This is a genomic window from Desulfoplanes sp. (assembly GCF_054921335.1).
Genome location: NZ_JBUDSQ010000031.1, coordinates 13,574 through 32,665 on the forward strand (window position 1 = coordinate 13,574; position 19,092 = coordinate 32,665).

Here is a 19,092-nt window from a genome sequence, read left to right on the forward strand (position 1 = left end):
CCGAACAGGTGTAGAAATTTTTGAATGGATTGGCAATCCACAAACCAGATGCGACTGCAAAAAATACCTCCGTCGCCAAATCCCGAAAAATCATGAGAGCTAACTATCTGTTTTTACTTAAAACTTAATAACCTAAAACCTAAAACAGCCTGCAAAAAATACTTTTTGCAGGCACATCAAACCAGCAGGAAGAGAAAAAAGCAATCCGGTTTTGGCTTTTTGGCCCACAAAAACGGGGCTGGAAAATTGTAAAAAAATCAAGTAGCAACTGATCCTGTTTTGCTCCCTGTTTTGCTCCATTGTTAATAATTCGGTCTGATCCGACCGAATATTGAGCACGAGAGTATTCTTTATTCCGGACAAGTTGGGCTCTTTTGACGACAAGCCCCTTCACTGAGTTATTGATGGAACGTATCGATCTTTAAGGATAGGGTGATGAAGGAAAAAATCCAACAAATCATAACGACATTCTCCGGAGCGGTCGTCTCGGTCATGGGGACCATGGCCCAGGTGCAGGCCACCCCTGGAAAACCGTTCACCAAAAAAGCTGGTCCGGCAACAGGGGACATCTCCGGAATCATCGGTATGTCCAATTCAAACGGCCTGGGCAAGGGGTCCATGTCCCTGACCTTCACCAGCAGTTCGGCCTTGGGGATCGTCGGCAAGATGGTCGGAGAGAATGTTACGGAATTGAACCAGGATGTTGTGGATGCGGTCGGCGAAATAACCAACATGGTGTGCGGCCAGGGCCGCAAGGGCATGGCCGATCATGGTGTGGTCTATTCCGGAGCCATCCCTTCGGTCGTTACCGGTCCGGGACACACGATCAAACATGTCTCCACGGCCTCGGTTTTGGCCATCCCCTTTGGAACGGAGTTTGGTCCGATCACCATTGAAATCTGTTTTGGATAATTTTTGGATAGGTTGAAAAATCATAGAGCCTGGTCCCAACGGAGTGTGTAATGACGGTTACGGTACATTTTATTGAAGGTGATGGTGTCGGTCCAGAAATCTGGCAGGCCGCCAGGCCGATTATCGATGCGGCGGTGCGGTCCGCATATCCGGACGGACGGGCCATCGATTGGGTAGAACTTCTGGCCGGAGAAAAGGGGCTGAGGGAATCCGGGGAGTATCTGCCCAAAGAAACCCTGACGGGTCTGCAAGGATCTCCCTACGCCATGAAGGGGCCCCTGACCACCCCGGTCGGTTCGGGATTCCGCAGTCTGAACGTGACCCTGCGCCAAGGCCTCGACCTGTATGCATGTATCCGACCGGTCCGGTATTTCAAGGGCATCCAGTCTCCGGTCAAACATCCGGAGCTCGTGGACATGGTCATTTTTCGGGAGAACACCGAAGACGTGTATGCGGGTATCGAGTGGGAATCCGAGAGTGATGGTGCAAAGAAGCTCATCGGTTTTCTCCAGGAAACCCTGGGTACCACCCTGGACCCGACCTGTGGGGTGGGGATCAAACCCATGACCCCCAAGGGATCCAAGAGGCTCGTGCGTCGGGCCATCCGCTTCGCCCTCGACCAGGGCCGCAAAAGCGTCACGTTGGTGCACAAAGGAAATATCATGAAATACACCGAAGGAGCGTTCCGCAAATGGGGGTACGAACTGGCCGCTGAAGAATTTGCTGGAACGACCTTTCCAGAGGGGGAATCCATGGGGGGGGGAGTACTTGAGATAAAGGACAGGATCGCCGATGCCATGTTCCAGGAAGTCCTTGTGCGCCCGGCGGAATACGATGTCCTCGCCACGACCAATCTGAACGGAGACTATATTTCCGATGCGCTGGCCGCCCAGGTTGGCGGACTCGGCCTGGCTCCCGGTGTGAATATGGGAGATAGTCTGGCCCTTTTCGAACCGACACACGGCACGGCCCCAACCATAGCCGGCCGGGATCTGGCCAATCCGGGGAGTCTTATCCTTTCCGGAGCTATGCTCCTGGACCACATTGGATGGAATGCGGCCGGTGATCGTATCAGGGATGCCGTGGAAAAGGTCATCAGCGATAAACGGGTCACCGTCGACCTGGCCGGCCAGATACCAGGAGCGACCCAGATAGGGTGTGCAGAATTCGGTGATCTGGTGGGAAAGGCCTTGTAGAACGTTCCGGCCCCGACCAAATGCTCTCTTGACGTCCCCATCCCGGTGGTGGGGACGTTTTTTTATGGCCACCGCGCAAAAGGGCCTGGTGTGTTGCCCCTTTTCCTACTCTAGGGTAGTGTCGATGAAAAATCAGCGGGGGGAAAGGTTCATGACCAACGCGCTCATCTTGCAAATTTTGCTCATTCTAAGTGTCGGCTGGATGCTCGGATATCTCTTCTCGAGATTCAACCTCCCCGGAATGCTTGGACAACTGGTAGCCGGAGTGGTTCTCGGCCCCCCGGTCCTCGGCTTGATACATGCGTCCCAACCAATTGAATTCATAGCTGATCTTGGGATATTTTTTGTCATGTTCCATTCAGGTATGGAGATGGATCCCCAGGAACTCTTTGAACACCTCGGCCCGTCTTTGGCCGTTGCCTGTGGCGGATTTTTTCTCCCCTTTGGTCTTGGTTTCGGTGCATGCATACTTTTCGAAGGGACACTCTTCCAGTCCCTTTTTACCGGTCTGGGGGTGTCCATAACCGCCATTGCCGTGCAGATGGTCATTCTCCACTCCATGCGCATCAATCAGACCAAACTCGGCCACATCATCATTGGAGCGGCCATTGCCGACGATATCATTGCCCTGATCGCATTGTCCGTTCTCTGCGGTATCGCCAAGACGGGGACGTTTGAACCCTTTGCCGTTCTCGTGATCATGGTCAAGGTGACGGTCTTCTTCGTCCTCACCTTTATCGTCGGCTATTTTATCATGCCCAGGTTCACCCGCACATTGCATGACCGGGAAGGGCGCGCCTTCACCTTTGCCATGATCCTCGCCCTGGTTCTAGCCTATCTCGCCGAAATCGCCGGACTCCACCTGATCATAGGTGCCTTCCTGGCCGGGCAGTTTCTCCGCCGGGGCATCCGCGACGATCATCTGTTTTTGTCCATGCTCGACCGTTTTTTTGGATTGAGCTACGGGTTTTTGATCCCTGTTTTTCTGGCCTCCCTCTCTTTCCATCTCGTTTTATCCTGGGAGCCGATGTTTCTCGTTTTTGCCCTGACCATCACGGCCGTTGCGGTGGTGGGCAAGGTTTTCGGCTGCGGCTTGGGATTGGCCGCATGCGGATTTTCCACCTGGGAGTCGGCCATTGTAGGATTTGGGATGAATGGCAGGGGGGCGGTCGAATTGGTGATTGCCACGGTAGTGACCACCTTGAGCAAGCAACTCATGGCATCGGGGGTGATTGTCTCGCCCCTGCTGACCCAGACCCAGTTCTCCGCCCTGGTCCTCATGGGATTTGTGACCACCCTTATTACCCCCATGACCCTCAAATGGTCGGTCATGCGTGCCTGCCAAGCGGATGAAAAGGCGGAATTCTGTACCTTGTGGCGGACCTCCCAGGTGCCAACGGCCACCTGGCCCGTACACAAATGATACAGCGCTCTCCCCGCTCAATCAGTTCCGGTCATTTTGGCCACCCCTATGCGGGCTTGATGCCGACAAGGACGATGGGCTCCAAGGAGACAACATTCTTGCCTTTTTGACATCTGCGCTCCAAAACGACTTGTTCGATACCCCCCTCTCTCAGTGCTCCGGGCACCCCCATAGATAGCCGCGTTCATCTGCTCCTTTGATGTTGCCCCCCCCTCACCAAATCCGATCGATCCCGGCTCCGGCTGCTCCAGGCCAACTCGGCGGCTGACGCGCCAACGCGTCAGCCGCCGAGGAGAGATTCCGGACGGTATGTTCGACTTTGCGGACCACACTTGTCATACCTTTTGGACGTGACGGCCCCCTTTCTCCCTTGAGGATTCGCCCCCCAGCTTGACGGGTTCACATTCCCCGTCGAACGGCTTGGCCTCTTTTCTTCCCTTTGCCCTAATCTGACTGCCCCGATGTGCCTGCAAAAAAATAGATTTTTGCAGGCAGGGTTATGCTTTAAGTTAAAAATTTTAAGTAAAATCAGATTGTTACAAAATTTATTTTTGAGCTTGAACCTCGATTTTCGACTTTTTTCAGGAGCATCTGCCCCCCTCTGTAATACATTTTCTATGACCCAATCCCTCCGCTTGTGTTCCAGTTTTATAACCCCACAACGGTGACCATTCGTACTTACATGTTCGTTTTTCAATTAAAAACCGATGTAGTTCATAATTTTTGTCATACAAATATAGTATACTCTTGTTCAAAATAGATTTTTATGTGTTGGATATCGAGAAATAGTGGATCATTTTTTCGAAGAGTGTACGTATTTCTCTCAAATTATAGAATGATTGATTGATTTTTTTTTGAAAATTACTTGCTTTTTTTTGTAGGAAGGATAAAATAACACGAAATTTTAGATATAGAACAAAGTTTTGTATCTAAAATTTTACCGGTCAAAAAACGGTCCTGAACGACATAGATCGGTTGATATATCTCGGTCTGATTGAACATGTTTACAATATCTAAACAAAAGGAGTGGTGACGTGAAAATGTCTACGTGGGCATTGGGAATGATTGTCGTGGCTGGATGTCTTTGCCTCCTCATCCTTGTCGAGCAACAAGGACAGACCGCAGAAGCCCAGAGTCAATGTGTCCTCTGCCACACGAGTCCCGTGAAGTTGATCAAGATAACACGGGAAATCAACAAGAACAATCCGGTTAAGGAAAACGCTAAAAGCAAGGGAGAGGGGTGAGGCGGCGCCGTGGAGCAGTTGGCTCCACACGAAAAAATCTATGTGGATGAAGCCTTTCTTGAGGACGAAAACCATGGGCAGATCGGTTGCCAAGAATGCCATGGCGGGGATCCTGACAATCCCGATTGGAAGACCGCCCATGTTGATGTCATAAAGGACCCAACGTTTCCCGACCCCGAGGAGAGTTGTGGTGATTGCCATGATGACATCACCGAGCGCAATGGGTGCAATCTCCATGTGAATCTGGCCTCGATCCATAAAACCCTCAAGAAACGGTGCGATCCGAAATGCAGTATATGCTCAAAGATAGAAAAAGCGCGGGAGAAGCATTGTGCGTCCTGCCACAGCAGTTGTGGACAATGCCACGTGAGCCGTCCCGAATCCGTCAAAGGAGGGTTGCTTGAAGGGCACGTGTTCAAAAAACGCCCGCCCATGCAACAGGTTTGTACGGCATGTCACGGCAGTCGCATTGGCGACGAATTCCTTGGCATGAACGAGAACATTCCTTGTGATATACATAAGCAGAAATATTTCAAGTGCAGCAAATGCCATACGGCCTGTGAGATGCATGGCCAGGAAAATGGTTGTTGCAGCAGGTACCATGTTGAAAACGGCCCCAAATGTTTGCAATGTCACCAGGACATCTATGGTGATGATGCACCGAACCTAGAAACCCATGAAACCCACCAGGACCTGGTCAGCTGTCAGGTCTGTCACTCAATGCCTTACAAAAACTGCTATAGCTGCCATGTGGCCTGTGACAAAAAGGGGGTCGCCTATTTCGAAACAAAGGAATCGAGCCTTGGATTCAAGATCGGCCTCAATCCTTTGCAGTCCGCGGCAAGACCGGAATTATATGTGACGGTGCGCCATATTCCGGCGGACAAACATAGTTTCGACCACTACTGCGGCAACGCCCTGACCCGTTTCGATTCCCTGCCCACGTGGAAAATGACGACCCCGCACAACATCAGACGTCAAACCCCGCAAAACAAAAAATGCAACAATTGTCACGGCAATGAAGAACTCTTTCTGATCAAAAATGACGTGAGCCCCCAGGAATTGGATGCCAACATGGACGTCATCGTGCCATTGGCTTCAATACCCACGGAAATAGACGAGTAGTATATTCCAGACGTACACGTGTTACACCAATCTAGTAAGGAGAAGTACGATGAAGAGACATGGTTTAGCGATTGTGATTGGACTTTGTTTGGCTTTTTTTATGGGTGGGCAGTGCTTAGCAAAGGACATGACCGCTGCTGACTACAAGCAGGAAGCAAAGAAGGTTATCAAGGTGATCTCCGTTCAGGATGCCAAGGAGATGCTTGACAAGGGAGGCTGCCTTTTTCTGGATTGCCGGACGGCCAAGGAGTATAAGATGGGACATATCCCTGGCGCGGTTTTGCTCCAGCGGGGATTGATCGAATTCTACATGGCCAAGAAAGTGACCGATAACAAAGATGCCCGGATCGTTGTCTATTGTAAGTCCGGAGGACGCAGCTGCTGTGCCACAAAAACGCTCAAGGAGATGGGGTACGACCAGGCACTGAGCATGAATGGTGGATGGAAGGCTTGGCTGACTTCCGGGTACCCCATCGACTAGGTGGCTCTGCCGCCCGGTTTGGCATGTGATTCCTGTCGGCCATGATCAAACGAAAAAAAGGCACCGGAAACCCACTGGGTTTCCGGTGCCTTTTTTTCGTTGTATGGAATGGACAGGGGGTGTGCTACGTCCTGACCATGAGGACGTGGAAGCGACAGGTCCTGTCCTGGCTGGCGACGTAGCCGTTCTCGAGATCGACAAACCAGGCCGCGGTGAAGGTTCGGGTGTCGGCGGACCAGAACCACTTTCCGTCCGTATCGAAAACAGCGGGCATGCACAGGTCTTCCGGAATGTTTTTGGGCTGGATCAAGGAGATCAATTCTTCCACGGTCGGCAACCTCCATGGATTGTCCGGTAGAGTCCTGTCCTGATTGCGGTCCTTGAGATATTCGTTGGCCTCGTCCCAGGTCAACGAGAAAGGTGAAGGTGATCTCGACCAGACAAGATTGGTCGCCCGATCCCTCCACCCATTGGAAACCGGATCGAAGTGGTTGGTTACATGGCGCAATGGACGGGCGAGTCCATCAACATTGAAAGCCCTTTGCGCTGTCACGGGTCCGGTCCGGATCGGGGTTGCGCGCACTTTTTTGTAATGGTCGGTAGTTTTGATGGGTTTGGGTCCGTCAACCAGGCGGCAAACAGCTTCCTGATTATCTTCCCATGTCCGGTGGAGCCGATCCAGTTCCTTCTGCATCTCGGATATCTTGAAAAACCGTTTGGCAGGATCATGGTGCAGGCAACGGGCAAAAAAACCGCTCCATTCCTTGTCCAATACAAGTCCAGTCACCTTTCGGTCTCTGGGGTCAAGAAACAATCGCCCGGTGAGCATCCTGAAGATGACCATGCCCGCAGAATAGATGTCCGAGCGTTGGTCGGCCCTGTCGGGATCCTCTTCCTGCTCGGGAGCGGTGTAGTAGGGGGATCCGATTTTAAGATTGGACGGCCCCCCGTGTCGGCGCTCTCCCCTGAGCCTGGACAATCCGAAATCGATGAGTTTTATCCTGTCCTGGCCGGTGATCATCATATTGAACGGTTTGATGTCCCTGTGGATTATCCCGGCATGGTGGAGTCTGGCCAGAGCACCGAGTATGTCCCGGCCGTACCGGAACACCCGCGAAGGCCCCAGAGGTCTACTCGGCTCTTCCACCCTATAGGTTTCCCCGATGACCGTTCCCAGGTTCTGACAAAAATACTCCATGACCATGAACAGACGACCCCTGTGGTCGCGGCCCGTGTCCCACACAGAAGCAATAGTCGGATGGGAAAGATGCCCCATTATTCTCGCCTCATGGGTGAATTGGCGTTCTACCTCCTCTTTTCCCATGAGGTCTTCAAGCATATCGTTGGGGTCCAACAACTTGAGGGCCATGATCTTGCCGAGTTCGGGCCGGAGGACCTTGAATACTCGGCCCATGCCGCCACGGCCCAGCAGACCGAGGATTTGATAATTTCCGATGTATTTCATGACAATAAAAGACGCTCCCCATAAAAATCCGGGAATCCCAGTTCCTTTATCTTGGCCACTGTCTTGTCGGCATCATAGGGAACACGGTAGACCCCGATAGTGTTTCCTTTTTTGTCCCATACGACGTACTTGGCGTTCCGGTCCCTGTCGCGTGGTTGTCCCACGCTGCCCACGTTGACAATGCATTTCTCATAGTCCAGCGCAAATTTCCCCTCTCCGAGAATGCTGGATTCGACGTTGCCGTTGTTCAGTCCTTCCAAAACGAGTTCATGGGTATGGCCGACAAAGGCAGGACTGTGGCTCAGCCCGGCCAACCGTTTGGCAAGTGTTTCACCAGACATCTGGTAAAGATACACGAATGGAGATTTTGGAGGAAAACCGTGGACAAAAAGGCCGTCGTCCACAATCAGATTTCTGGGAAGGGTGGCCAGAAAATCCTTGGATTCCCGAGAAAGCATCTCCCGCATGCGCAGTACATTTGCCCTGGTCTTGGGGTTGAACCAGGACAGGGAGCGGTCGTGGAGCACACCCATTTCATGGTTGCCCACAACCGAGGGGATGGATCGATTACGGAACAACCGGACGACCTCTTCGGGATTGGGACCATACCCTACCAGATCGCCCAAACAGACAATCCGGGCAATCCCACGTCCGTCAATGTCCGCAAGCACCGCCTCCAGCGCCTCGAGGTTGGCGTGGATATCAGAGATGACAGCCAACGGCATGGTTTGATTACTCCAGGGTCACCGGTGTCTTGAACCCTTTGGGCTTGATGGCCAGGACCGAGCAGTCGATTTCCTGGAGAACTTTTTCCGCGGTGTTGCCGATGAAAAAACCGGCGACTCCGGTCCGGCAGACCGTTCCCATGACTACCAGATCGATGTTCTCTTCGACGGCCTTTTTGGGAATCAGGTTCCCGGCCTTTCCCTTGATGAGGTGGATACGGGGCTCGATACCCCGGAGGTCCTGATCGTCCAGAACCGTCTGCAATCGTTTCTTGTGCTCGTCACGCATCTCCACAACCAGACTGTCCACGGTCTCGTTGGCGAATTCCTGTCGGCCCCGTAACGTTCCTTCCATGGGCAGTCTCCAGCAGTGGATGACATGCAGCTCACTTTTTTCTTCGTGGGCAATGGATGCTGAAAGATCCAATATCTTGGAGTTGAGCCCATGCCGGGTTTCATCCACCGGGTCAGGATCCACCGCGGCCATTATTTTGGAACAAATCCGTGGTCTTGTCGATTTTTCGACCCATACCGGACAGGGACATTTACGCAACAAATGCATGGTCGTGCTCCCATACAGAGCAGTCCGGGCGAACCCATCCTCCTCGGCGGTCGTCATTACCAGATCGTGGTCTGCGCGCAAGACCTGGCGGATAAGTTCCAAAAACGGGGAACCGAACAAAAATCTCCCCTGGACATCGAGCCCTTCCTTTTTGAGAGGATCCAGAATGGTGTTCATTGAATTCTGGAACTCGACGGCCGCAAGTTCGTTGATGTCGATACGATAACTTGCGTTCAGTCGGGCGAAAACCCTGTCCGGAACCTTGGGGAGTACCCGTACCAAGGTCAACCGTCCCCGGTTCGCTCTGATGATGGATGTAGCCCGTTCCAGAATCTTTTCGTCGTCATTCTCCGTGAGAACGAGAAGGATGTTCGTGAACCGTTTCATATCTACTCCGTTTGCTTTGCCATGGGGTGGCTGGGACGCTCCTTTACGGTCCATTGTGCACCATTGGAGTTACGGGGTATGGACCACTTAGAAATTGTATAAATTTTATACTACCACAGGGCCGTTTTCACAGATAAGACTCCAAGATCCCATCGGGGTGATTTTTCCGGCTCCAGGCCCGGGATGGATACCTTTTGGATGATGTTCTTGTGTTCCCCGGGGTGTATCCTGGCCACCACCGTGAATTCTTGCGTGCCCAGGATGCCGGTCCCATTGGTCTCTTCCGGTTGGCGGTAAACGGTCAAACGCAGGGTCAGTTCCTTGACCGTTTCCCTGGGAGCGTGGTTGACGATCTTCCCCTTGAGGAAGAGTTGCAATGTCGTATCCAGCCGGAATCCCTCGAGAGCTATCTGGGAAGGAGCGATCGTCGAGGCCGCCCGCGTATGCAGATACTTGTTGCCCCCATAAACGAGCAGCCCGATGATTCCAATACTCACCCCGTAGACAAGAAAAAATTTTTTCAGCTTTGAAGGTTTTAAAAAGACCGCAACGAGAAGAAGAAGGATCAGAATAACGATGATGCGCATGGTTTTGTAGCCTTGGAGAGATAGAGGACGAAGGAAGGAATACACAGCTCAAGATACGCAGTGTACCAAAAAAACTGAGTAAAGTATGGCCATCAATACCGGATACAACATGGGCTTTTTGCTTTTAGGGCATCGGCCCGGACGGCCCAAAATCTAACACCTAAAGCGTAAAAATGTCTATCCCGTACTTCTTCATGAACCCTGAGGGATGATACGACTCTTTGGCCTTGCGTAGTCCCGGATCATTCAAATCCTGCTCCCGGTTGACTATGGACCTATCGCAACACGAGTGTTTGAGAAAGAGCCGGTTCATGGCCTGATAGATGCCTTTGTAGTTGGGGCACCCCTTTTCGAAATGGATGATCATCTGGTCATTGGGAGCGTGTTCCGCAATGGTATAGGCGACCATTTTTCCGTCAACCACGATCCCGGCCCCCAGAATGTTGTCCAAACGATCCCAATCGCGCATGACCTTGACGATAGCCCGGTTCTCCTTGTCCAGGGTGGAATCGGATTCCGCATTTTTCCACAGGAACCACTCCGTTTGCAGGGTCAGGGCCATTTCGATCTCCCCGGAGGCCAGGGCTACATATTCGTAGTCGTGATTCTTGACAAACTGGTTCACCAGATTCTTTTTTTTGTGATACTTCCGGCCCGCGAGTTCAATGAGTTCCGGGATGGAATAGAGATAGTCCCACTGCCCCCTGTCCTCGTCAACCCTGATCCCTTGTCCAGAGGAAGCGAGCATGTCCTTGAACCGCTCAGGAACCCTGGTCATTCTCGCATACTTGGCCACAACCTTCCTGAGAGATGACCGGTCCATGGTTTCCCAATTCCCTATGGGGGCCCATAAACAGGGATACGGATATTGTTGCATGATAAAGACCGCTTCAGGGGTAAAAGCCCAGGAAAGACCATACTCTTCCTGCCAGCCCCAAAGATTGATAAAGCTGTAGTCGGAGGTGATCTGTGGGCAGCTAGCCAGCAGTTCAAGATAGTCGGATTGTTTGTCCAGAGAAACGGGAGAAAAATGCAGGTTCAAGGCTGGGACCTCATCGGGGTTTGGCAGGAGCCGTTTTCAGTATATGGATTTTGCATCGGGCTTTGATACAAACAAAGAGCGCGTTTACCTGGTTGCGCCTTCGTCGCTTGCGTCGCGGTTTTTTGACGTTTTTCCCGCATTCAGGACGTGGGCATAGACCCGCTCCATGCGTACACCAAAGGTGTCCATCCCATATTTTTCCGCAAGAGATGCCGCATGGGCCGACATCTGCTGGCGCAGGCGGTCGTCTTCGAGCAGGATCCTGACCTTTTTCGCCCACACGTTCCTGTGTTCGGTGGTTTTGAACCCAGTGACGCCGTTTATGACAAAATCATCAATCCCACTCGCCCGCACGGCCACCACGGGCATCCCGCCGGCCATGGCCTCGAGGATGACCATGCCCTGGGTTTCCGAGGTCGAGGCAAAGACGAAGACATCTCCGAGAGTATAGTACAGGGGCATCCGCTCGGGGCTCACCGAGCCGGCAAAGATGATCGTATCCTGCAGCCCGGATTGTGTGGCAACCCTTGCGAGCCGTGTTTTTTCCGGTCCTTCACCAATCAGAACAAGCTTGAATTGTTTCGGGCAGTCCCGGGCGAGTTGATCGATGGCCTGCAAAAGAAAATCGATGTTTTTTTCCACACTGAGTCTCGAGGCACTCACCAGGACGAGCTCATGGTTTTTTATTCCCAGCCGGGCACGCAAATCTACACGCTCTGTTTTTGGGTATGGTCCGAATCGGTCCGTCTCGATGCCGGTGGGGACTACGAAAATAGAGGTCTTGACCCCAATCATGCGCAGATAGTGCTCGGAGGCCTCGGTAGGAACGACAACGGCGTCACACCGGTTACCGATCCGCCGAACAAGGGCATGGGCGAGAAAATTGCGGAACAGGGTTTTGGGCAGGGGCACGGCATAAGAATAGTACTCAAGCCGGGTATGATAGGTGTACACGGCGGGGATCTTCAGACGCCGGGCGATCCAGAGTCCCAGGGTTCCCATCCAGAAGGGGTGGTGGATATGGATGATCTCCGGGGAAAAGGTGCGTATTTTTTTAAGCGCGGCCAGGGAAAAGATGTTTGGCACGACAACACCCTTGTCAGCCGTGGGGCGGGTGAAGCAGGGAAGCCGGAAAACGTCCCGCTCGTGTTCGGTCGGGCTCTTTTGTTCGTACCTGGGCGCAACGATCAGAACCGCGTGTCCCAGCTTTTTGAGAACTGCGGCCAGACGATGGATGGCAATGGGTACCCCTCCGATAAAGGGGAGATAATTGTTGGTGAACATGGCCACCCGGATCGGCCGGCCGAGGTGGGGGTCTGCGGGCTGACTGTAGTCAGGGTAATAGTCGCGTTCCCGGAGAAAGAGGGAATGGAGCCAGTAGGCGCTCACGATCAGGCAGCAAACCACGAGCAGATAGTTGAGATACCCGACGTAAAAGAGCGAATGGATGAAGAACCAGAGGCTTTCGACAGTCCGGAAAAACCGGTGCTGACCGATGGATAATCTGACCGGCTCGATATGGACCTGGTCCCCACGTACATGCACCTTCACGTAATGGTAGAAACTCCGGTCGGTATTCATGATCAGACCGCCCCCCCCTCCAGTGACCACAAACCGGGTGTTCCCTGATTCTTGGACGGAAAAGAGGGGGAGATTGGACGAAAAAACCGCCTTCACCCTGGGGTCTTCGAGGAGGGGCATCAGTAGATCGCGGAATTCTTTGTCCGCCAGATAGTCTGTGTCCAGATCAAAGATTCCTTTTTTATCCACCGATAAAAGGGGGTGGCCGGTAAAGACGATGACATTATCGTTGGGTGCGACGTCGAGCTCTTCCTCCAGCCAGCGGGCCTGCCATTGGAAGGATGTCTTCCCGGAGCTGTCCAGAAAGACAAATCGGGTATTCGCGGCGGAAAAGGAATAGATGTACGGTCCGTAGTGGTCATAATACCTGAATCCGCCAAAGGTGTCGTATTCGTTGTCCCCAAAGGTGAGTAGATAGGGTTTTTCAAGATGCTCAAGGGTTCGATGCAGGGCGCGGTATTTGTCCTCCCCACCTCCGCTGACCGCGTTTCCCGCAAAAACCACAAAGGCGACGTCGCTGGCATTCAGTTTGGGGATGATCTTACGTTCAAAGATTCCAACGGAGTTGTTGATGTTCCCGACAACGGCGAAACTGAACGTATCGCCCCCGTCAAGGAGTGACTCGATCGTTTCGACCTGATCGGCGTGGACCGCCTCGTAGTCCTGCTCGAAAACATTGAGGTAGATCTTGTAGAAGATCACCAGCAATAGGATAGTCACGTTCAGATAAAAAAGCAGTCGCCACCATGGGGAGCGCATCATCTCATCCCCTCCTCGGGACCAGCTCGTGCAGGGTCACGGGGATGCCGATGAGCATGCCCAGATAGATAGTCAAAAAGCGCCACATGATCATGATGCCCACAAGATCGGATGGATCGATCATGGAGGCAAAGAAGAGACCAAAAACGCCCTCGGCAAAACCGGCCCCGCCCGGTGAGGGGGCGAAATACATGATGCAGGTGGAAACGGTCAAAAGACCCGTTGTCGTGAGATAGTCGGGGTGATAGCCCGCTCCCACAAGCAGGAGATAGGGGAAGGAGAAAAGGGAGAGCAAAAAAACTATGGTGAAGAAAACAGACAGGAAAACGGCCCTGCGCTCACCGCGAAAATAGATCGTGAGGCAGTGGGAGAACCGGACCGACTCCCTGAGCCATTTGCGTTTGACGCGCTGCATTCGATCCGTACCGACAATGTGCGACCCGACCAGGCCTTTGGCAAACAGATCCATGAGCCCCAGGAGCCATTTGATGCGGAAGAGGATAACCAGAAAAAAAAACAGATAGCCCATGGCCACGCAGCCAAGCGCCCATCCGGCCCCTCCCATGACCCCGCCCCCGCGGAAATTGGGCAGCACGGCCACGAGCAGGGGGATCGGCAGGAAGATGAGCAACATGGCGATAGCGGTCCGGATGGTCGTGGCGGCGGTTGCCGTACCGATGGGAACCCCTTTTTTACTGAGATACCAGACCTGGACGAATCCCCCCCCCGTGGCCATGGGCGTGACATTGGAGAAAAGGATGTTCATGAAGGTGAGTTTGGCCACGCTCCCGGCGTCCAGACGGTATCCGGCGACCTTGAACACATAGTACAGGCGCAGGGCATCACTCACAAAATAGACGGCCAGGAGACCGGCTATCCCCGGAAAGACGGTAGGATGGATCACCCGGGGGAGCAGGGAGGGGGTCTCGGCACCGATCCGCTCATATATGAGATAGGGAACCCCGCAGCTGAGCCCGAGAAACACGAGGGCGGACAGGAGCCATTTGAGACCGGCGGCCATGCGCAAAGCCCCTTGTGCGGTGGTTGGATGCTGCGTCTCCACGGTTATGCCTCTCCCCCCGCAACGTTGTCCGTAAAAGGATGGTTGGTGATGGTTATTATTATACGATGCTCCTGCAAAAAGTCGAAAATCAGGCTTCAAGCTCAAAACAATATTTTATAACGACCTGATTTTACTTAAACCTTTCAACTCAATCCGTATCTATGCCTGCAAATTTTTTTTTGCAAACACATCTTACAAACAATACCACGGGTAAAAAAAAATGCCTTTTGCGTTGCCGGGAGGAATTCGAACCCTGTATCCTATTTTAGCTATTTTCCTGCATAGAGGCGCACTCGATGCACAACGTGGCAGCCGGATCGGCTTCGAGGCGTTTGAACGCGATCTCTTCGTCGCACTCGAAGCACAGACCGTAGGTGCCATTTTTCACGCGTGCTAACGCTGAGTCAATGCGTTGCAACTGCATTTCCCAACGACGCGCTGTTTCAACGGCCATGGTCTGGCTCTGCATGGCGTCCATGCGTGAAAGGCGGCCAAAGGTGGCCTGATCCAGCGTGACGGGCCTGGTGGACTCTTCGGCCGTGTCTATATTCGCCTGCAGTTCCTGCCGGTGGGTTTGCAACAGGGTACGAAAGTGTTCAATGTGTTCTGGCGTCATGTTTTTATGCCTGTCTGATACGGGATGGTTGCGGAGTGACGGCGGATGCCTCGAATGGTCTCACCCTGGTTGCAGCAGCACGATCGTACCTGCGTGCCGCCAAAGGTCTTGGCAGCCGATGGCGCTTGATTTTTGTCAGGATAACGGGTTCATTTCAGATGCACAAGCCCCGGACCAGGGCCGAAAAGATGCTGATCCACATGGAAGAGCACGGCCGAAACGTTCGACAAAACGGGTGAAGACGAAGGATCACAGCTCCAAAAAGATGCTACCTTCCGTTTTCGCGCCATCATCCGAACCGCAAGAAGAGCATGACAACTTCCTTTGTATCCACCATGGCCTGACCAAGGGCGTTTCCTAGTTTGCGCATAGCCTTGCTCACGATGAGGCTGTTTGCGGGATCTGTATTTTTTGATGAAATGGTGAATGTCCATTCACCTGTTTTTTCCTGAACGGCCGAGCCGTCCCGGCAATCAATCAATTTGGCAGTCAGGACAATTGTCGCCACATCCTGACTCCCGTTTGTTCTCTGTATTTTGAGAACAGGCTTGTAGGCCAGGAGGAGGTCTATTCCGTGTTTCTTCGTGAGCTTGGAAAGTGACGAGCTGTCCAATCCTTTAAAAACGCTATTGCGGACATCACTGCTCGTTGCCTGTACGACCTCTGGAGAAAGAACATTGAAGCTTCTGTTCATTAAAAATGCTCGGGTCAGTCCTTGCAGTGCAGAAGAATCGGCCTTACTTCCCAGGATATTTGCATTAGCAGTACTCAGTCCGATAAAAACAGGTTCGGATGCAAACGATGCATATGGCAGGAACAATAGATAAAACAACAGTAATACTATATATTTGCAATTATACATGGTAACAAGTCCTTATCCCGTACATGACAGGTCAACATATCAAGAGCGCCCCATATATCTACCGATCAAAGATATGTGGGGCGCTCTTCATTGGTGGATACTGACTAAAACCAACCGCTCTCTTCTACGGTTCCACCACCTTCTTCAACCAGTTTTGCAAGATAATCTTTTTTGGGATTGTACAGATTGTACTGGGCATATACTTCGGAACTGATGGTGATGATATCGGGGATGAAGTGGACTCCACGGGAACCGATGAGTTCGAGACGTTTCTGGGCGATCTCCATGGGGTCTTTGTTTTCAGCTTGAGCCTTTTGGGTGACTTCCATAGCCATTACCTTGGCGATTTGGGGAAACTGGCCCAGGTGGCTGGTCAAATACATGGCATCGACAACCGCCTTGCCTGTCACTGCCGGTATGGAAACCACGGCTTTGGACAAATTGTCCGAGACAGCATCTGCAACATGATACATTTTTTCTGCGAGTTTCACCTTGTCGGGGGTGATGACAACCATACCCTGTGCCTTTTCCAATAATTCCTCGTACGCCATCAAGGCATTATCCACCCGAGCGTCACACTTTTTGATATTGATATCAAGAGCGGCCAATTCGCTTTCGATATTTTTTTGTTCCTGGAGACCACTCTGTGCATCCTTGAGTTTTTCTAATTTCAACTCAAGCTCTTTTTGCTCCAGCTCGAGTTTGGATCTTTTACTGACCTGATTCTGGTATTCATTTTCAGCCTCTTCATATCCTCGTACAAGACGCTCATCGAGCAGCGATACAAACGCTTCCTCAAAATCGTTATATAGTTTGCCTTCGGCCTTGATCCTTCTCAGACAATTGCAGCCAACAGGTGAACTTATCCAACACACACCGTCACCATTTACAAAATTGTCCAGAATGACCACTTCAAGGGGTTCGCACAGCTCTGTGCATATGGGTTGTTTCTGTTCCGCCTTTTCGTATTTGATGACGCGTCGCTGGTGCATCAGATTGAGCGAGGTGTATTCGATCGTTTCGATCAATGCACGATCCGCAGCGGCTTTGGCTGAAAAAAAATCAGAATAGGACATATCGCCATAATATTCAAAAAAGGAAAAATTCTCAGCCAGCTCCCTTTCGAGTTCTTCGTCATAGTCATCAGTATCCACGGTATCGGCATCCAGCTCTTCGGGCCATGTGGTCTGGGCTGATAATGGCATGTTCAAAAAAAGATGATTGGTTCTCAGCGTACTGGCCATGATATCAATGTATGCCAGGTCGAGTTCAACCCCACGCAATGGGTTTTCCGCCATACCCGACTGGGACCGGGTAGCGGCCCCGGAAGCGGCGTTTGAAAATGATTGGGTATCCGTAAGCGACCCCATACAACCAGAAAGCAAAAAAATAAAAGCCACCAAAACGCATTCCTTTCTCAAAAACATCATCAAACTCTCCTTAAAATTTAATAGATTTTTATTCCATCCGTACTCTCATCAGACAATCCGGATTGCGCACGGGATTGTTTGTCGCGAGCTACTTGGTATATGGATAAACTTTCCTTGACTTCATGTCTTGCTGTTTGGACATCTTCGTCTTGTGCATCCAGCATCAAATATTTATTGTAAACCTCTTCTGCATCCTCGAGGAATTCGACCTTTTTTTCCTGTTTATGAGATTTTGATGCCAGGCATTCATACGCGACCCCCAGATTGTACAAAAGGCTTTCGTTGTCGGGATCAGATGCCAGCTCTTCCAGCGCCAGATCTCTGGCAAGATCACAATTATCGCTATCCAAAAGATTGGCTACCCGACTGCACACGTTGCCCCCAGACTTGAGGGGGCGATAAACACAGACTTCTTTTGGAGATATTTGACGGATGAGGCTCGCAAGACATCGTCCCAAGGCCTCTCTGACCATACAATCTTCTGGGGGCAAATTATCCCCCTGCCATGTATAGTGATCCACGCTATCTTTGACGCCACATTCAAAGTAGCTATCTCCCCTGAGTTTTTGCAAATGGGCTACCATACCGATTTCGATATCGACTCTGTTTTGGCTGCCTTGGATATCAAGCAGATCGACATTGAATTTCAAGAAATGGTGAGCTGCCTCGATCTCGGTAACGCCTTTTTTGGCTGATTCATCGACCATTTCACGGATTGTCAGATATGGTGTATCGGCCAATACTATTTTTGCTTTTTCTTTTATAATGGCATTGTATGCTTGTGTTATATCCGGAGACGTTGTGACTTCTACCATGACCATGGAAATGTCCCCCCACTTTTCAGCCTCGTTGATCTCCGGAGGACGTAATGTCTTTACTGTAATACCTTTTCCACAGGAGGAAATACCGTGCCCAGAAACGCACCCCCCCAACAACAATAGAAATACGACCAACAAGTGCTTCTTCAACATTAAACTCCTCCTTGTACACCATCTCAATACATTGATCTGCTCCCAACCCACCAAAAAGAATCTTTTCTATAGAAATTTAACAAGTTATGCAATATCCAGCTTTCTAGACCCACATCCTCGGCCATCAACATTCCGGCTTTCGCCGTGGATGAGACGGCCGGGACAATGGGGGGATTACAAAAAAGCGTGATGGCGTCAGTCAGAATGGATACTCGACTTTCGGATGTGCCTGCAAAGAATACATTTTTGCAGGCAGGTTTAAGGTTTAAGATGAAAGGTTTAAGTAAAATCAGATTGTTACAAAATTTGTTTTACGGATCGACACTGTTACCGCTTGATTTCGCACTACTTTCATCGAGAGAAAAAAAATCGATACCAAGAGGCTGATAAACAGTTGGATAAGAGAACGTACGGCGCCAGACGGCGACAGGAGACTGTGACCAAAGCTACAGATCTAATTACCCCCATGCTTGAGAGGGCATTACGTGCCGGAATCAATGCCAAATATGTTTTCATGGACAGTTGGTTCGGAGTACCTTCCTTGATTGCCAAGGCACGCGAGCACTTGCATGTCATCCATGACGAGTACCTGGCAGGTAGACGATGCGAGCGTAACGCCTCCATTTGTTGCGCAAAAAAAAACAGACCCTGAGACTTTTTT

17 protein-coding genes are annotated in these 19,092 nt (G+C 51.5%); 6 read left to right on the forward strand and 11 right to left on the reverse strand.

The genetic code is table 11. From position 1 onward, the window contains the following. Positions 1-435: 435 nt before the first annotated feature. From ACY692_RS08455 to ACY692_RS08480, 6 genes are all read left to right on the forward strand, one after another. Positions 436-912 carry a chemotaxis protein CheX gene (locus ACY692_RS08455; protein WP_462324915.1) on the forward strand — a complete coding sequence of 159 codons (477 nt, stop codon included), beginning with the start codon at positions 436-438 and terminating at the stop codon, positions 910-912. A 50-nt stretch (positions 913-962) separates the two neighbouring features. Then, on the forward strand, positions 963-2,108 hold the full coding sequence (icd, locus tag ACY692_RS08460) for an NADP-dependent isocitrate dehydrogenase (RefSeq protein ID WP_462324916.1): 1,146 nt from the start codon (positions 963-965) through the stop codon (positions 2,106-2,108). A gap of 151 nt (positions 2,109-2,259) precedes the next feature. After that, a complete protein-coding gene (locus ACY692_RS08465; protein WP_462324917.1) occupies positions 2,260-3,531 on the forward strand; it encodes a cation:proton antiporter in 1,272 nt (423 codons plus the stop codon). Positions 3,532-4,565: 1,034 nt separating this feature from the next. Further along, entirely contained in the window at positions 4,566-4,775 is a 210-nt protein-coding gene (locus ACY692_RS08470; RefSeq protein ID WP_462324918.1) for a hypothetical protein, read from the forward strand. 18 nt (positions 4,776-4,793) lie between these two features. Further along, on the forward strand, positions 4,794-5,900 hold the full coding sequence (locus ACY692_RS08475; protein ID WP_462324919.1) for a hypothetical protein: 1,107 nt from the start codon (positions 4,794-4,796) through the stop codon (positions 5,898-5,900). A gap of 127 nt (positions 5,901-6,027) precedes the next feature. Then, positions 6,028-6,381 (forward strand): rhodanese-like domain-containing protein, encoded by a 354-nt coding sequence (locus ACY692_RS08480; RefSeq protein WP_462324920.1) that lies wholly within the window; start codon positions 6,028-6,030, stop codon positions 6,379-6,381. Between the two features lie 124 nt (positions 6,382-6,505). On the opposite strand, the gene ACY692_RS08485 is transcribed toward ACY692_RS08480, so the two are convergent. From ACY692_RS08485 to ACY692_RS08535, 11 genes are all read right to left on the reverse strand, one after another. Then, complete coding sequence (locus ACY692_RS08485; RefSeq protein ID WP_462324921.1) at positions 6,506-7,846, reverse strand: protein kinase domain-containing protein; 1,341 nt, start codon at positions 7,844-7,846, stop codon at positions 6,506-6,508. Next, positions 7,843-8,571 (reverse strand): metallophosphoesterase family protein, encoded by a 729-nt coding sequence (locus tag ACY692_RS08490; protein ID WP_462324922.1) that lies wholly within the window; start codon positions 8,569-8,571, stop codon positions 7,843-7,845. The genes ACY692_RS08485 and ACY692_RS08490 overlap by 4 nt, the downstream gene beginning before the upstream one ends. Before the next feature lie 7 nt (positions 8,572-8,578). Continuing rightward, positions 8,579-9,520, reverse strand: coding sequence for a universal stress protein (locus tag ACY692_RS08495; protein WP_462324923.1), 942 nt, complete (start codon positions 9,518-9,520; stop codon positions 8,579-8,581). A 110-nt stretch (positions 9,521-9,630) separates the two neighbouring features. Then, the gene (locus tag ACY692_RS08500) at positions 9,631-10,107 is read right to left on the reverse strand and encodes a hypothetical protein (RefSeq protein WP_462324924.1); all 477 of its coding nucleotides are present in this window, start codon (positions 10,105-10,107) and stop codon (positions 9,631-9,633) included. A gap of 160 nt (positions 10,108-10,267) precedes the next feature. Next, positions 10,268-11,149 carry a DUF2156 domain-containing protein gene (locus ACY692_RS08505; RefSeq protein ID WP_462324925.1) on the reverse strand — a complete coding sequence of 294 codons (882 nt, stop codon included), beginning with the start codon at positions 11,147-11,149 and terminating at the stop codon, positions 10,268-10,270. 84 nt (positions 11,150-11,233) lie between these two features. Then, the gene (locus tag ACY692_RS08510; RefSeq protein WP_462324926.1) at positions 11,234-13,492 is read right to left on the reverse strand and encodes a glycosyltransferase; all 2,259 of its coding nucleotides are present in this window, start codon (positions 13,490-13,492) and stop codon (positions 11,234-11,236) included. Between the two features lies 1 nt (position 13,493). After that, positions 13,494-14,552: a lysylphosphatidylglycerol synthase transmembrane domain-containing protein gene (locus ACY692_RS08515; protein WP_462324927.1), complete on the reverse strand. Its 1,059-nt coding sequence runs from the start codon at positions 14,550-14,552 to the stop codon at positions 13,494-13,496. Between the two features lie 265 nt (positions 14,553-14,817). Further along, on the reverse strand, positions 14,818-15,168 hold the full coding sequence (locus ACY692_RS08520; protein WP_462324928.1) for a TraR/DksA family transcriptional regulator: 351 nt from the start codon (positions 15,166-15,168) through the stop codon (positions 14,818-14,820). Between the two features lie 289 nt (positions 15,169-15,457). Next, entirely contained in the window at positions 15,458-16,030 is a 573-nt protein-coding gene (locus ACY692_RS08525; protein ID WP_462324929.1) for a hypothetical protein, read from the reverse strand. Positions 16,031-16,134: 104 nt separating this feature from the next. After that, complete coding sequence (locus ACY692_RS08530; protein ID WP_462324930.1) at positions 16,135-17,328, reverse strand: hypothetical protein; 1,194 nt, start codon at positions 17,326-17,328, stop codon at positions 16,135-16,137. A 149-nt stretch (positions 17,329-17,477) separates the two neighbouring features. Continuing rightward, complete coding sequence (locus ACY692_RS08535; protein ID WP_462324931.1) at positions 17,478-18,431, reverse strand: tetratricopeptide repeat protein; 954 nt, start codon at positions 18,429-18,431, stop codon at positions 17,478-17,480. Positions 18,432-19,092: the final 661 nt, after the last annotated feature.